A 16,310-nucleotide genomic window follows, 5' to 3' on the forward strand; every position below is an offset into this window, starting at 1 on the left:
TCATAAAATAACTCCTTGATTAAGTTATTTTTCATGAAAACCATCAGCGTAATTCAAATCTTGGATGTCTACCTGATAGTGGCAAATACGCCCTTACACCAAAAAATAGCAAGGTGCCACCATGACCATCACCCTAGGCCCCATCATCGGCCACACCACCGACACCTCCGCCAAAATCTGGATTCGCGGCGCGAAAGGTCCCAACCATAACAGCCGAGAGTTTTGTTACGGCGCGTTCGATTTATACGAGGGTGCCAAACTGGTCGCGTCGCAGTTTTGTTTCTTGAAGGATTATTACGACTTCACCGGCGTCGCCCAATTCGATCAGCTCAAGCCTAATACAACTTACCGGGTGGAATGCGGCGTCGTGTACAAACGCGATGCCGATGCGCCGCCGACCGGGACGCCGGTTCCCGGCCCGGTCGTTACCGGCGCGAAGAAAGCGGTAGCAACGTTCAAGACCGATCGCGGCAGCAACGATACCCGGCTGGAGTTCGTGTTCGGCTCCTGTCGTTATCTGTATTGGGACAATCTGTTTCAAAACGATGCAGAAAAAGGCGACAAGACTTTTCGCTCGATCGCCAACCTACATCTGCGGCGGCCGCTGGATTTCTTTCTGGCGGTGGGCGACCAGGTGTATGCCGATCCGTTGAACAAGCTGTACGAATACAAAAACTTCGACGCCTTGTGCGAGATTTACCGTAAGTCGTTTCAATTGCCGCATATTGCCAATTTGATGCGTAGCGTGCCGACTTACATGATTCTGGACGACCACGAAATTCGCAACGATTGGTCCAAGGACCAGATGCGCAGCGAGGCCGATAGCGGGTTTTATGCGATGCGGATGCGGGCTTACGCCTCCTACCAGCACCTGCATAATCCGGATACACCGAACGGCCAGTTCTGGTACAGCTTCGCGAAAGGGCCGTTTGCGTTCTTCGTAATGGATACTCGCACCTTGCGCATCAACGATGCCAACGCGGTGGGTGGTAAAACCCTGCTCGGCCGCGAGCAGCTAAATGCCTTTTTCGACTGGCTGCACCAGAACCGCGACGCGCCGGTCAAATTCGTCGTGTCCAGCGTGCCGTTTTTTCCGGACCCGAAACCCAACAAGGGCGGCGACGATAAATGGGCCGGCTTTAACGACGAGCGCAGCATGATTCTGGAATTCATCCGCGTAGAAGGCATCAGTGACGTGGTGTTCCTGTCCGGCGACGTACATAACTCCAGCTTCGCCCGGATGCGCTGTTACCAGGACCCCGCGTTTTTAACGACTTCGCTGGTGTCGTCGCCGTTTTACTGGCCGTATCCGCACGAAAGCGCCAGCGATTTTTACGGCGGCCGCACCTTGGAGTTCATGCAATGGACCGACGGCAACCGCCGCAGTCGCGACCGCATCGAATACCGTTACGAAGGCGAAGGCTTTATCGGCGACGAAGCCTTTATGGCAGTGTCGGTGGACATCGGCAAAGGCAAGCCATGGTGCAGCGCGGAGATTTTCGACCGCAAAGGCAACCCGTTTCCGGCTTATCCGCGGCCGTTTTTCTTTTGAGCCCAGCGTCGGCCTGGATGCAGCCGCGCCGCCCTTAACCGAACAACACCTTGGCCAGCTCTTTGGTCTTGACAAACTCGGTTTGCAGTTGGGCAAAGCAGCGTTGTTCCGTGTTTTCCGCGATAGCCAATATCTCCAGCATCTCCAACTTCGGCATTTCCGCATCCTTGAACAAGGCGCTGACCAAGCGCGTGGCAGCACCGACTACCAAGGTTTGCTGCCAATAGTCGCCGCGGTAACCGGGATGACGGTGATGTTCGATGATCGTACACAAGGCTTCCGGGATTCCCCAATAGCGCGCCAGATGGGCGCCGATTTCGCAGTAATCGGTGCCTACGGTCTGGCGCAATGCCTGGTTTAAATGCAATTGCGGATTGGCTCGCTTCAAGCGCACGGCTTCCTGGGTCTGTTCCGCCATAGTATCGGCCAGACATAACAAACCCAGGTTATGCAAGATGCCGGCGGTGTGCACGGTTTGCACAAACGCTTCGTCGACAGCCGCGTCCGGTAACGCCCAAGCCAGATCGGTCGCCGCTTGCGCCGCAAGCATACTGCTGACCCAGTAACGTCGGATATCGAAACTACGGCACTGATTGACGTTGAATGGCTTCATTACCGCCAAACCGATACTGACACCACGTACGATGTTCAAACCCAATTTGAAACAGGTGCGCTCTATCGAGGTGACCGCTTCGCCGTTGTTGTTCAGCCAGGCCGAATTGGCCAAGGCGATCAGGCGGGAACAAATCGTCGGGTGATTCTGCAACACTTTCGCCAAGCCGGAGTAGTCCAGACCGTCGTCAGACAAGGCTTGAATCAGGTGATGGACATCGTGCGGCAGGGCCGGCAGTTGCTTAATGTCGGCAAGTGCATCAGGTAAATCGAGTCGCTGCATATTCAATTGTCGGGCGGGATAAACGGACTGGGTTTGGCGTCGACGAACTCCAAACGAAAATCTTTCCGGAACAAGGCGGGCATCGCAATAGCCGGTTGCGGCGTGCTAAACAAGAATCCTTGCACGATCTGACAGCCCAAGCCGGTCATCACCATGGCCTGATCGATGGTTTCCACCCCTTCGGCAATCAGGCAAAAATGCATCGCATGAGCCATGCCAATGATGGTTCCCAATAGGATCGGCGTTTGCGGATTAATCAATACGTCTTGGACGAAGATGCGGTCAATCTTCAAACAGTCCACCGGCATTTGTTTTAACGAGACCAAAGACGAATAACCGGTACCGAAATCGTCGATGGCGATTTTTACCCCAAGTTCTTTGACCTTGTGGAATACATCGATATCGGCTGCGTCCTGCATCGCGCTTTCGGTCACTTCCAATTGCAGGTATTCGGCGGGAATGGCGGTTTGCTGCAGAATATCCCTTAGCGAGGAAATGAACAGCGGATCGCGGAAATGGCTGGCCGAAACGTTGACTGCCATCGTCATCAGCGGCAGTCCCTGCTCGCGCCATTCGGATAACTGCATACAGGCGCTACGCAGCGCCCATTCGTCGATCTTGCCGATCAGACCCAAAGTTTCCGCCAGCGGGATAAATTCGCTGGGCCCGATAATGCCCCGCTGCGGATGGCGCCAGCGGGCCAAGGCTTCGATACCGATCATCCGGCCGTCGAGCATGCCGACCTGGGGCTGGTAAAACAACTCGAACTGGCCTTGGTCCAACGCGTCGCGCAGCATTTGCTCGTCTTGTAAGCGTTTGATCGCCAGACCGGTCATTTCCGGCCGGTAATAGGCGTAGCGCTGTTTGCCGGCGGTTTTGGCCGAATACATCGCGGTATCGGCGGCTTTCATCAAGTCGTGCTCGTTGTCGCCGTCTTTCGGGTAAATGGCGATGCCGATACTGACCCGCGGCTTCAAATGATGGCCGCTCAGGATCAATGGCCGGTTGATTTCCTGCAAGCACCGTTCGGCGATATCCATGGCCTGGAACTCGTCGGTGATGGTATTGACGATGATGCAAAACTCGTCGCCGCCCAAGCGCGCAGCAAAATCTTCCTCCCGCACCACGCTTTGGATCCGCTGGGCGATGGCTTTCAGAAACTGGTCGCCGACGTTGTGACCAAAACTGTCGTTGACGTATTTAAACTCGTCCAAATCCAAAAACAGGAAGGCGAACTCCTGCTGGGCACGGGAGGCCGCCTTGATGGTTTGTTGCATCCGCGAATGGTAATGCACCCGGCTGGCCAAACCGGTGAGTTCGTCGAAATAAGCCAACTGGTGGATGATTTTTTCCGATTCCTTCTGTTTGGAAATATCCTGAACCGTCCCGGTAACGTAACTTTGCGCCCCGCTGTTGATCAACGCCGTATCCTGGCGCACCGTTATCGGTTCGTCGCTTTCGCTCAGCAGCCGGTATTCGGTGTATGGGGCCGGTTTGCCCTCCGCTGCGGCCTTGATCACCTCTTCCACTTTGGATCGGTCGGCGACATCGATCAAATCCAGATATTTGGCCAACTCGCCCTCGAAATATTCCGGATTCGTCCGGCATAGCTCAGCCAAGTACGGCGATATTTCGAACCTATCCAGTTTGGCGTCCCAGGTCCAATAGCCCAGGCCGGCTATGCGCTGCGCCGCCGACAATTGTTGCTTGCTATTGCGCAACTCGGCAGTGTCCCGATAGGAACGCAGCAAAAATTTGATGTGATGAATCAGCACCACGTGATTCAGCGGTTTGATAATGAAATCGGCGGCGCCGACCTTAAAGGCGCGATTGATCGACTCAATATCGTCCAGGCCGGTCGACATGATGACCGGTACATCGATCATTTCGGGTAAGGCCGTCATCCTGGCGCAGGTTTCGAAACCGTCCAGCCCGCCCATGATCGCGTCGAGAATCACCAGATCCGGAATGTCGCTCTGCAACATTTCCAGCGCTTGTTCGCCGCTGCAAGCTTCCTCGACCTGAAAACCGGCCGACTTCAATTGTTCACCGGTGATCAGACGGAAATTAGGATCGTCATCGACCAGTAACAAGCGCACCGCCTCGCCGGCAGACGCAGCGCAAGCCTGTTTGGCTGTCACCGCCGATCCGGCTGGGCTCGCATCGGCCAAATGGCGCAGCTCGTCCAAAACCTCCGGCAATTGCTGCTCGAATGTGACGATCAAGGCTTTAACTTCATCGATTAACCCCTGGCGACCGGCGGTCTCCAAAGCCAGACAGGTTTTGGCAAATTCCCGCGCGCCCAGATTGGCGCTGGCCGATTTGAGCGCATGTGCAATGTTGCCGGCTGCCAGCGGATCATTGGCGGCAACCGCCTCGCGCAGCTTTTCGGCATTCTCCGCCGCCGTTTGCAGATATAACGCCACCGCTTTATCGAACAGGCTGACGCCCTGCGCATCGACAACTTCGCGCAGCTCAGCGGTATCGGCTTGACAAATCGGGCCCGGCACAGACGGTTGCGGCAGCGCGGGCGGTACGGCTGCCGCTTTAAGTGCCCCGGCTCCAGTGCCCGGCAGCCAGGCCGCTAACAAACCGCGTAACTGCTCTTTGCTGAAAGGCTTGCTCAGATAGCCGTCCATCCCGGCCGCGTGGCACTGATCCTGAATACCTTTCTGCACGTCGGCGGTCAAGGCTATAACCGGCACCCGGCCTTTACCCGCCGCAGTTTCCTGCTCGCGCAAGTTGCGGGTCGCGGTAAAGCCGTCCATGACCGGCATGTGGCAATCCATCAAAATCAAATCGTAAGACCGGCTAACCGCAGCCTTTACCGCCTCTTCGCCGTTTTTTACGACGTCGGCGCTACAGCCCATATTCTCCAAAAAGCTTTTCACCACTTCCTGGTTGACCAGATTGTCTTCGGCAACCAGTATTCGCCCGCGCAAGCGGGCCGGCGAAACCGGTTTACCGGATTGCGACAGCTGCGGCTCGGCGACCTTGTCACGCGCCAAGGTCTCGCGCAGGCAGTTCAACAAACGCTGCTGAAACACCGGTTTATTCAGGAAAAAGCTAATGCCGTATTCATGGCTGCGTTCGGGTTGGAAGCTGACGTTCTCCGAACTGAGCATGATGATGGCGGGCTTGGGAATCCGCCGGTCGGTTTGAATCGCTTTTGCCAGCGATAAACCGTCCATGATCGGCAAATGCCAATCCAACAAGGCCAGTTGAAACGGCTGCTGCACGGCGGCGGCTTCCAGCAGCATTTTCAAGGCTCGCGGCCCGCTATCGACACTGGTGGGATTGGCGCCCCACAATGCCAACTGCGTGGTCAGAATATCGCGGTTGGTCGCGTTGTCGTCGACCACCAGAATATCCACGCCTTGCAAATCGGCCGTATCGGCCATCGGGATTGCCACCTGGATGCCCAAGCCGAATTCCAGATTGAAGTAAAACCGCGAGCCGACGCCGACTTGGCTTTCCAGATGCAGTTCGCCGGCCATCAACTCCACCAATTGCTTGGATATGGTCAAGCCCAGACCGGTACCGCCGTAACGGCGAGTGATACTGCCGTCCGATTGGGTAAAGCTGTCGAAGATCTCGTTTTGGCGGTCTTGCGGCACACCGATGCCGGTATCGATCACTTCGAACAGCAAACCGACCTTGTCGGCGGCCGCCGCGCTGCCGTCGATACGGCTGATTTTGAGTTGCACGTCGCCGCGTTCGGTAAATTTGATCGCATTACTGAGCAGATTGACCAGCACCTGGCGCAAGCGTTCGGCATCGCCCTGGACGATGTAATTCAGATCGTGGGGCATGTTCAAAATCAATTCCACGCCCTTGCGATGCGCCTGGTCGGCCAACAATTCCAAGGTTTCTTCCAACATCGGCCGCAAGTCGAACTCTTGCAGGATCAATTGCAGTTTGCCGGCTTCGATTTTGGAAAAATCCAGAATGTTGTTGATGATGCTGAGCAAGGAGTTGGCGGAACGGTATGCGGTTTCCGCAAAGCGTTTTTGCCGCTCGTTCAAGCCGGATGCCATCAGCAGTTCGGTCATGCCCAACACGCCGTTCATCGGCGTTCTGATCTCGTGGCTCATCGTCGCCAAAAACTGCGACTTGGCTTTGCTGGCTTGTTCCGCTTGCTCCTTCGCGGCCAGGGCATCGCCTATGCTGATGTTCAGTTCTTTGTTCGTTTCCGCCAATTGCCGGGTACGTTCCAGTACCTGTTGCTCGAGCGAATCCCGGTGCATCGCCAGCTGATCGTCGCGGAACTGGATTTCGGCAAGCATGGTGTTGTAGACCTCGGCCAAATCGCCAAACTCGTCGGAACTGGTTTTGCTGATGCGGTGGGAAAAGCTTTTTTCGTGGCCGACCGACTGCATCGCCTCCATCAACTTCAGTAGCGGCGCCAAAAAGATGTGCTGCATTTTGGAGGTCAACGCGCTGATGCACAGCATCGTGAACAGCACGATAATGCCGAGAATCAGATAAAAGGTTTTCAGGATCGCATAGAAACCGCTCTGGTCGTCGACCAAATGCAATATACCGACGGTGTCGCCGTCCAGCTCGATCCGCCGCACGAAATGCAAGTTGTTTGCCGCATCGTATTGAAATACGTCCTTGTCTGTGGCAGCGCCGTCGACGTACGGAAACAGTCTGTCGTACCAATGCGCAAGCGCACTTCCCAAGCTACCCAGCAAACTGCGGTTGGGATCCGGGGTTTCGGCCTGCTTCAAAAGCGCCAGGGCCTGCACGGACTCCCAGTGACTGACAGAGGATTTGGCGGAGTGGTAGTCGGCAAACAATTCGCCTTGTTTGTCGTAGAGCTCGGCGTTCAATATGCTGTCCCGAGTCCGCATACTCTCCAGCATCGTGTTGGCCGAAACCATATCGCCGAACACCAGCGCGGCGGAAATATTCGAAGCGATGATATTCGCCACCAGCACCAACTGCTGTTCGGTTTCTTTCTTTTTTGCAAAATACTCGTTGATGATGATTGCCGTTGTCGCCAAGCACAGCGTCAACATGGCGATCAAAGTCATCATCGACACCAATTTGATTTTGATCGGCGCGTTATTAAACCATCTGACAAAGGGCATAGCTGTCTCCTAACGGTCTCCGACGATCTTTGCCAGCCGCAACAGGTTGGAACTGATATTCAGCCCCGAAGCCTTGACCGCCGCCAGATTGACGTGCAGCTGAATTTTGCCGTCTACATTCACCATTGCCACCATACCGCCGTTTTCCACAAATCCCTCATCTTCTCCCATCGTCAAAACCGGATGGTTCTTCGTATCTAAAAATACCTGCAACAAAACATTATTCGGCAACTCACCGATGAACAAAATCTGGCATTGATTCAAATTACGCAAGCGCTCCGAATTGACGATCTTGATCGCACGGTCGCCGACGTTCTTGCCGTCGATCGAATCGAATGACTGCAACAATACGTTATCGCCCACCAGACACACGTTCAGAACGTTGGCATCCGTTTTAGCGCCCTCCGGCCATTGGGTAAACCGGGCGAAATTCAGGGTCAGCGCGGCCAACACCGTGTATTGCTCCAGCGCGGCCGGCGCCGCCGCGCAAACGCTTGCCGCCGCCGCAAATGCCGCAAAAGTACCAGCTCTAAAAACGTTTACCACATGACTCCGTAGTAGCAAGCCGCTATCCGATTGCAAATTTAGTTCGAAAATTAGAAAGCATCGCGGCTTAAAAACTCCAGGCCACTTTGCCGTACATGCCGCGATCGATAAAGGTCGGCAAGGTCTGGTTTTCCTGTCTGAATTCCAAATGGCTCTCGCTGAGCAAATTCTGCCCGACCAAAGACAGCTCCAGACTGGCGGCCGGCCGCCAGGCCAAACGCACATCCATCGTCACGTAATCGTTGATTTGCTGAACGCCGTAGACGCCAACGGACGCATTGGTATCGACGTAGCGAAACCATAAATCGAAATCGATGTCTTTGCGCACGCTCAATGCGCTGCGCAGACTGATGCGATGTTGCGGACTGGCTGCGGCGACCGCAGTATTTGTGGTTGCGGCGAAATCGGACTTCAGCAAGCCGTAGTTTGCATCCCAGCGCCACCAATCCAGCATTTGCCAGACTGCCGCGACCTCAAAGCCGTAGGTCTTGGCTTGAAAATTATTGTTCAGCGTCAACGGTACCACCACCACGCCGGACGACGGGTCGAAGGTTCCCGCACCTTGCGTAGCATTACGCAAATTATCGTAATCGTTATAAAACGCCGTGAAATCGACGGACAGCGATTTGATGAATGTGGTCCGGTAGCCCAATTCATACGCGATCACGTCTTCGGCCCGATAGCTGCGGTCGCCGTTCAAATAGATCGCCGTCGCCGGAAAAAAACCCTCCGGCGGCCGGACAGCTTGGAGTAGCGACATGTTCTGCTCGGCGCGGGACGGCGTTCTGACCGCGCGCGATACCGCTCCCCAAAACCGATGCTGCGGATGCGGCGCCCACATCAAGCGCGCGGTCGGCTGACCTTCGAAACCGCTGTAATCGTTATGTTCGAACTTGGAGCCCAAAGTCAACCACAAGGCCTGGTCGACCAACTCGATTTCGTCCTGGACGAATGCGCTGAACAGTTGGTCGTTGCGGCTCGCCGGACTCAAACGCAGCAAACGGCCGGTTTCGGTGTGGTCGTGGGTATATTGGTAACCAAAACCCCAAATCAACTCATGACTGTCGAACAAACCGAAACGGTGCTGGAAATCCAAATCCAAAGTATCGCGCCCTTCGCTGAACCAGGCCTCGTTACGCCGATAGTAGTCGTAATAGAGTTGCAACGAATAATCCGAACGGGTCGAAATGGTATGTTGCCAGCGGCTCAACAAATTGCCGCCGTAGGCGTCGACCTGTTCGCCGAATGCACTTTGGTAAGGCGCGGCGAGTTGTGGAATCGATAAACTCTGGTTGATGGAACTATGGTAAGCATCGCCCTGCACGGTCAATTCGTCCTGCATGGACAGCCGCGAATCCAGTCTGAACCCGCCCTGCGCTTTATCCCAGGCATCGCCGGCCGGGTCGCTGTTGGCGCGGCTGTAGGCGTCGCGCTGGAAACCTTTGACGTATGCTCGGGCGGTGGTGTCTTCGTTCAACCGACCGCCGTAACGGAAGCCACCGAACCCGCGCTCCTCAGTACCGCCGCCGGCCACCAGCAGGCCGCCCTGGGTTTTGCTGGAATGCTTGGTGATGATGTTGATAACGCCGTTTACCGCGTTTGCACCCCAAAGCGTGGCTCCCGGTCCGCGGATAACTTCGATCCGCTCCACGTCTTCCAACATCACGTCCTGGTTTTCCCAGTACACGCCGGAAAACGATCGGGTATAGGTGTTGCGGCCGTCGATCAAAACCAGCAATTTGTTGGCAAAACGACCGTTGAAACCGCGGGCGCTGACCGCCCATTTATTGGAATCGATGCGGGAAACGTCCATCCCCGGCGCCATGCGCAGAGCCTCCGGAATGCTGGTCACGCCCGAGCGTTTGATGTCTTCGTGGGTGATGACGAACACTGCGGCTGCCGAGTCGTTCAAGGCCTGCGCCTTTTTGGATACCGAAGTCACTTCGACGCTGAGCAAATCCTCGACATTCAATTCCAGCGCATCCTGGTTTTCCGCAGCGCAATGACAGGCTTGGTGTACTGCAAGCAGCAGTAGTCCGACTAGTGGTTTTTTCATAATGTAACTTACAACTGAATTGGCGTACCGTTGCAGTTAAGGCCGGCCATATCGGCTATTACTGTAACGAATGAAACGGGGCCGCCGATAGAATAGCCATTCGCGTAAAAATCCTGGGCCAAGGCTGGATTTTTCAGTTCCGCAGTCGCGGCGGCGGCGAAAACAGACGTGTCGGCGCATCCCTACAAATTAAGTTTAGTTCAATTTCGGACAAGACAACCCCGCCGGGCCGAACCGGTCCGGATTTAGCCGCCGGCGGCCGCGGTTATCGACCTCCGACTTGGTCGCGGTCCACGCGCGAATGTTGGAATAATCGGAAATCCCGGTTGGCAGCGGCGGTGCTCCAGGCAAAGCTGCCGGCACGACTTTCTGCGGTCAAATGTTTAATTTGTCTTCCATCTTTTGCTTGTAGTTCAGGAAGTGCACGGTCTGCAACTCCGCGCTATGTTCGGCGCCCAATACCCGGCAAGGCGCGTCAATTTCGGTGATATGAAACGGATAGTCGTCATGACTGTTGCGGTAGCCCAGAATGTCGCTACGCACGGCCTTGTAACTGTCGGGGCCGTCGATCAGGAAGCGACGTTCGTTGGCATAAACCGCCACCGCACCGCTGTCTTCACTGACGATCCTGACTCTCAAATCGAATGCGCTGGCGCCCAATTTGACTTGCACCGTTTGGCAGGACACAACCCCGGCCGAATTTCGTTGAATCTCGTAAAACCGGATCGCGAGCCGCTCCGGCAACTGGGCTTGCGCCAGCAAGGTACCGAGGAATACCGAGTAATGAGCCAATATGTGTTCCGGATTGGCGTTGTGATGCTGGCGGACGAACAACGAGCCCTTTTCGTCCAGAATGTAGACGGCGACGTGCTTGCTGGTGGCATGGTAAAACAGCTGTACCGTATCGGCCAGATTGTAACGATACAGCAGCGGGATATAGGTCTGTTCCAAAACGTAGTCGTCGAACAACACCGCGGAGAACTGCGGCTGCGGTTTGGCCAACTCCTGCAACAACTGGGTATGGTTGTCCAAGCCGAAATACCCCAAGCGGCCATTATTGAATTGAAACAGGCAGTAACCGGTTTCCGCCGGAATCAGGTAGCGTTGGGCACCGATACCGGCCGCTACGAAACACTTTCGCAGGTTGTTGAACAAGGACTCGATGCGCAACACGATACTGCGGCCGCGAACCGGGGTGTAACACAACACCCGCAGGGCATCGCTGCCAAACTGGGTTCCGCCGTTATGCACGACATCGAGCAAACAGTTAAACAAACCGTCCAGCCCGGCGTACCGCTGCAAGGTGACCTCGCCCCAGCTCGACACCGACAGTTTCTCGATCGACTGCACGAAACACTGGCGGGACTCGCCATAGCTCAACGGGTCGGAGCGTTCGCTCATCACCAACTGCTGGCCGTTGGCGTCGATCGCCAGGCTTTCGCCAAGGTTGACCAGCAACAGCGACGCCGACAACCGGTTCGGTGAGGCATAGGCACTCAAACCGCTGTCGCCGCCCGGCAACCGACTCTGAAAAAATCCATGCAATTCGTTGAGCAATTGGTAGGTATCGTTGCCGGCGAGTTTCAGACTCAGTGCAGATACCTGTAAGTTCAGCGCTTTCTTATACAAACCGTTCAGCACCGCCCAGCACAAAATCTCCAGCAAACTATCGGCCTGTTTGATGGCGCCTTCCGCCGACCCTTGTTGCGCTACGCTTCTATCGCTGTACAAACGCCAAATCGGCGCGGCGTGTTCGGCGGCGATTTCCTTCGCGATCAGCAAATCCGGCGTGGTATGCACCGCGCCGCGCGTGGTCAGAATCTCGATTTTGCCGGGGCGCTGGTCCAATCCGGCCCGCAGTTTGCGGCCGATCAAACCTAAATCCCGGTTTTCCCGTTGTGCTTGATCGATCGGCAAGCCGGTAAATTTGATGATCATCCGCAAGCACTGTTGCAACTGGTCGCGGATTACGCCGTGTTCGCTGTTGGCACGTTTGATATCCCAATAGCGTTGGCTGGCCAGATTCTCCAGCAAGGCTTCCGGCCAGTGCCATTGCTCGGCAACCTGGTGTAAAAAACTTTCCCGCAATTGCCTTAGCCGACTATCCAGTATCGGCCCGGAACCAGCCATAATCTTCATGTAAAAACACTCGCGGATCAGATCCAGACGCCGTTTGGAGCCGGCCTGACGCAAGTAGGCGTCGACCTTGCTGTACATCAACAAATACGGGTCCAGGCTTTCCACGCTGAAGTCGCCCCGGTAAACGGCTTGTTTCAAGGCTTGGCACAGCCAGTGCGGGCGCGGGAACTCGCTGGCATAGCTTTCCATCAGCAACAGCTTCAACAGAGATTTGTGCGGCGAAGTCAGAGATTTGTAGATATGCCAGAGCGTCGCGCTGACGAACTCGGCGGTCGGCATGTTGTTCAGATTGCCGAAATCCAAGACTTCGCTTTCTGCGACGAACCGGTTCTCGAGCAAATGCTGCACGTATTGCGCGTAATCGGCTTCCTGTTCGGGCGGCACCAGCCACCAAACCGGGGTGCGGCCGGCGACATAAATCGAGGTGCGGTAAAACTCTTCCAGCAACAAATAATGCTGGGTTTCGCCGCTGCTTTCCTGCGAAATCGGCGTGTTTTCGCCGCGGACGAATTGTTCGGCGTCGACCAGAAAAAAATGCGCCTCGATTTTCAACGCCGCCGCCCATTTCTCGACTTCGCGGGCTTTTTGCTGAAGCTCGGTCAATTCGTCGGCCGCCAATCCCGAAGCATGGCAAAGCCAGATGTCGATATCGCTTTCTTTGGAAAAAGCCATACTGCCGACGCTGCCCATCAGAAACAAGGCGTGAATCGGATATTGCCGTAGCGCCTTGCGTTTGTAGACAAAGCCTTTGGAAAACTGTTTGGCAACGTCCAACGTTTGTTTGCCGGGCGTATAGTCGGGAATGCCGGCCGGGCTTTCCAGCGAGACGAAGCCGGGCAACAGCGGGTGGTTTTGGTGGAATAGCAGCGGCAGCAATTTCAGAAAATCCTGCTGCCGCGGCTGCAGCAAACTCTGCACATGCAGCAATCGTTGCTGGTTGAAATACTTGAAGCGCTGCGTCACCGCATGCAGATCTTTTTTACTGATCTCTTCGCCTGGCGCGCCCAATCGGATTGGAAGAAAACGGTTCGTCACTGCGGCGCACCAAAATCGAAACGGCCTTGAGTATAGAAGAAATCAACCCGGCCGATGGTAGTTCAACTGCAGATAGCGGCCGTCTGCGCTATCGAAGGCTGTAAACCGGGTCAGTCCGGCCTGAGGAACCTCTATGCGGAAGGCTGCCGTCGGCGCCAGTTGCAGACAATGGCTCAACAGGCTGCGCACCACGCCGGCATGGCTGACGACCAGAATCTTCTTGCCGGCATGCGCGGTCAACAACGCATCCCAGGCCGTTTGCACCCGGCGATTGAATTGCCGGTAGTTTTCGCCGTTGGGCGGTGGCGAACGCTCCGGATCGCGGTAAAACGCATCCAACGCGCCGGGCCAATCGCGTTCGATTTGGTCGGCGCTCAGACCTTCCCAGGCGCCGAAATCGTACTCGGCCCAAGCCGGATCGACACACAATTCGGCTTGCTGCTGTCCGCACCACGCAGCGGCGAACGAACAACAGCGGCGCAATGGCGAACTCGCCACCACGTCCCAGTGCAGTTCGCCGCACTGCCGGTACATTTGCCGCCAACCGCGCTCAGTCAACGGATCGTCGGTGATTCCGCGGTAACGGGCGCCGCCGCGGGCTTCGCCGTGCCGCAAAACATCTACCGTGGTTACTATGGTCATGGCTGCGGCTTCCGCTGATAAAAATTAAGGTTAAGTATTGAGGGTATCCATCAAATCGATCATAAATTCCATTTCCTCGTCGTCGATCGCTTGCCAACCATTGAAGCCCAATGCAGCCAGGACGCCCCTGCCCTTCTCGTCCGCCGCCATCTCCAACAAAGCCCGGCAGAATTCGCCGCGCCTTGCCTGCAGGCGCGGGCCGATCAACAAGGCATGGTGGATCACGCTAATCTGGCTGCGCACCAATATCCGTAATTGCTTGCGAATCACACCCGACAAATTATCGTAGGCTTCGGCCAGAATGATACCCGCATCGGCCTCGCCTTTCAGCAAATGCTTTGCCACCAGAACCGGCGTGTCGGCCAAAACCGGGACAATGTTGCCGGCATCCAGGTCGGCCGGCTCCAACATGATCATGCCCATCAGCCGCACGTCGGGATCGTCGGTAAACGCCACCCGGCTATTGGCTTGCAGATCGGCGACATCCTGCACCGGATTGTCGGCATTGACGGCGATGATGGCCTCGTCGGCCTGGCCCAGAGCCTTGACCAGCGGCACGAAGCCCTTAGTCCTGACCAGCATGGCCGCGTCGAACGGGTTGGCATAAATCAAATCGATTTCATCCGCTTCGATCGCTTGATGCAGTTGCTGGTAATGGTTGTACATTTCCAGATGGATCGCGGTATCGGTTTGTTTTTGCAGCCAGGTGTTAAATATATACCAACCGGACAGCCGGTCGGGCGCGAAATCGGGACTGACGGTAAACAGAAATGACATGGCAGGCTCCGTTAACGTAGTGTCGGATAGAGTTTGACGCATTCGTCGACCTTGGTCCGCGACGGCTTGCGCCGGACCGAGGTATAGCCCACGACTTGACCGCCGCGCACGTTGGGGATGACGGTAGCTTTGACCCAGTAATAACCGCCGTCCTTGCGCAGATTTTTGACGTAACCCTGCCATTTCTCGCCGCGCTGAACCGTCTCCCACAAATCCTTGAACGCCGCCGCCGGCATGTCCGGATGACGCAGAATATTGTGCGGCGCACCGATCAGTTCGGCTTCGCTATAGCCCGACATTTCGACGAACGCCGGGTTTACCTGACGAATCACGCCCTCCGGCGTCGTGGTCGACACGATCAATTTGCCGTCCGGATACGGCGTTTCCAGTTCGGTGTACAACACTTTGCGGCGAGTACCGTCGTAGAACGTCAACTCGGTCTCCCGGTAATCTCCAACGATGTCTTCGGGTTTCATATCGCTAATCATGATCGGCTCCGTAGCATGGTTTCGGGATCACAGCATTTCGGAAATACTTTCCGCCGCGCGCTTGACGTCGAGAAAGATCAGGCCCAATTTGGCATTGGGCTTGGCTAACACCGTCAATACCGCTTCGCTGCCGGCGTAAGTCATCAGCACATAGCCGCGTGCGCCTTTGATCAACACCTGCTCCAGATTGCCCCGATTCAGTTCCTGGGCAGTACGGTCGCCCAAAGACAGCATCGCCGCACTCATGGCGCCGACCCGGTCTTCATCCATGCCGGCCGGCAATACCGAGGCCATCATCAATCCGTCCGTGGATATCACGCCCGATGCTTCAATATCGGCCGAAGTGCCGTTCAACTCCGTCAGTACCGAGGTCAGCATATCTGCTTTCATAATGGGTCTCTCCTAATAAATGATGTTGATAACGCAAGCGGACGAAACTAATCGCCTTTTTTGACGTAGCGGGTCGTCAGGCTCCAGGCCAGACTGACGAATTCGGCCCGATTGAAATGCGGCGTGCCGGCAATCGCCAGCACGAAGCGACGGCCACCGACGAACACAGGCCAGAAGCCGATCTGGCTGGCGCCGAACGCATCGACGATCGCCCAGGCGTGGCTGGCGATGCCCATGTTGTTGCTTAACAAACCGGAACGGCGTTTGTGTACGGTCGCCAATTCGGCGCTCAAGGCCGACAATTCTTCGGCGGCCTCGTGCGGAAAACCGCTACAAGCCAGATAAAAACCCTGGTCGTCAGCCAACAATACTTTGCCGGAATCGGAGATCGCCGCCAGCAGGCCCGGTAGCAGTTCCTCCAACGCGCCAGCCGGCGCCTGCAACGGCGTATCCACGCCTTGTACCCAGCCCAACTTCTGACAATGCGACAACATTTCCAAGGCTTTGTCTTCGTCTTCGATTTCCATCAGGCTTTGCAGTTGCGGTAAGGCCAGCGCCGGCGTCTGCGCCTGCTGCAACAGGCGCAGCAAAAAGCGCCGGGGTTTGTCGGAATCCGGATAAGCTACCGAGTAATAAGCCCCGGCCGGCGTCGGATATAAAAACAGGTCTTCGACGAGTTTGAAGCGCTCCATGC

At 55.9% G+C, this 16,310-nt stretch carries 11 protein-coding genes; 1 reads left to right on the forward strand and 10 read right to left on the reverse strand.

The window, feature by feature from the left end:
- Positions 1-121 precede the first annotated feature (121 nt).
- A complete protein-coding gene (locus AC0IM9_RS08890) occupies positions 122-1,552 on the forward strand; it encodes an alkaline phosphatase D family protein (protein ID WP_482803760.1) in 1,431 nt (476 codons plus the stop codon).
- A 34-nt stretch (positions 1,553-1,586) separates the two neighbouring features.
- Here AC0IM9_RS08890 and AC0IM9_RS08895 read toward each other — a convergent pair whose 3' ends face one another.
- From AC0IM9_RS08895 to AC0IM9_RS08940, 10 genes are all read right to left on the reverse strand, one after another.
- Positions 1,587-2,447 (reverse strand): HDOD domain-containing protein, encoded by an 861-nt coding sequence (locus AC0IM9_RS08895; protein ID WP_482803761.1) that lies wholly within the window; start codon positions 2,445-2,447, stop codon positions 1,587-1,589.
- A gap of 2 nt (positions 2,448-2,449) precedes the next feature.
- Entirely contained in the window at positions 2,450-7,543 is a 5,094-nt protein-coding gene (locus AC0IM9_RS08900) for an EAL domain-containing protein (RefSeq protein ID WP_482803762.1), read from the reverse strand.
- A 9-nt stretch (positions 7,544-7,552) separates the two neighbouring features.
- Positions 7,553-8,089 carry a YfiR family protein gene (locus AC0IM9_RS08905; protein ID WP_186289602.1) on the reverse strand — a complete coding sequence of 179 codons (537 nt, stop codon included), beginning with the start codon at positions 8,087-8,089 and terminating at the stop codon, positions 7,553-7,555.
- A 67-nt stretch (positions 8,090-8,156) separates the two neighbouring features.
- Positions 8,157-10,145, reverse strand: a complete 1,989-nt coding sequence (locus tag AC0IM9_RS08910) for a TOL_0244 family TonB-dependent receptor (RefSeq protein ID WP_482803763.1) — start codon at positions 10,143-10,145, stop codon at positions 8,157-8,159.
- Positions 10,146-10,520: 375 nt separating this feature from the next.
- Complete coding sequence (locus tag AC0IM9_RS08915) at positions 10,521-13,319, reverse strand: class I adenylate cyclase domain-containing protein (protein WP_482803764.1); 2,799 nt, start codon at positions 13,317-13,319, stop codon at positions 10,521-10,523.
- 42 nt (positions 13,320-13,361) lie between these two features.
- Complete coding sequence (locus tag AC0IM9_RS08920) at positions 13,362-13,961, reverse strand: histidine phosphatase family protein (protein ID WP_140912880.1); 600 nt, start codon at positions 13,959-13,961, stop codon at positions 13,362-13,364.
- Between the two features lie 30 nt (positions 13,962-13,991).
- Positions 13,992-14,738 carry a phosphate/phosphite/phosphonate ABC transporter substrate-binding protein gene (locus AC0IM9_RS08925; RefSeq protein WP_140912879.1) on the reverse strand — a complete coding sequence of 249 codons (747 nt, stop codon included), beginning with the start codon at positions 14,736-14,738 and terminating at the stop codon, positions 13,992-13,994.
- An 11-nt stretch (positions 14,739-14,749) separates the two neighbouring features.
- On the reverse strand, positions 14,750-15,226 hold the full coding sequence (locus tag AC0IM9_RS08930) for a PAS domain-containing protein (protein ID WP_445370729.1): 477 nt from the start codon (positions 15,224-15,226) through the stop codon (positions 14,750-14,752).
- A gap of 27 nt (positions 15,227-15,253) precedes the next feature.
- Positions 15,254-15,616, reverse strand: a complete 363-nt coding sequence (locus AC0IM9_RS08935; protein WP_140912877.1) for a roadblock/LC7 domain-containing protein — start codon at positions 15,614-15,616, stop codon at positions 15,254-15,256.
- A 47-nt stretch (positions 15,617-15,663) separates the two neighbouring features.
- Positions 15,664-16,308, reverse strand: a complete 645-nt coding sequence (locus tag AC0IM9_RS08940) for a hypothetical protein (RefSeq protein WP_482803765.1) — start codon at positions 16,306-16,308, stop codon at positions 15,664-15,666.
- Between the last annotated feature and the right edge of the window lie 2 nt (positions 16,309-16,310).

The sequence above is a fragment of the Methylomonas sp. Uni0011 genome (genome assembly GCF_056850255.1).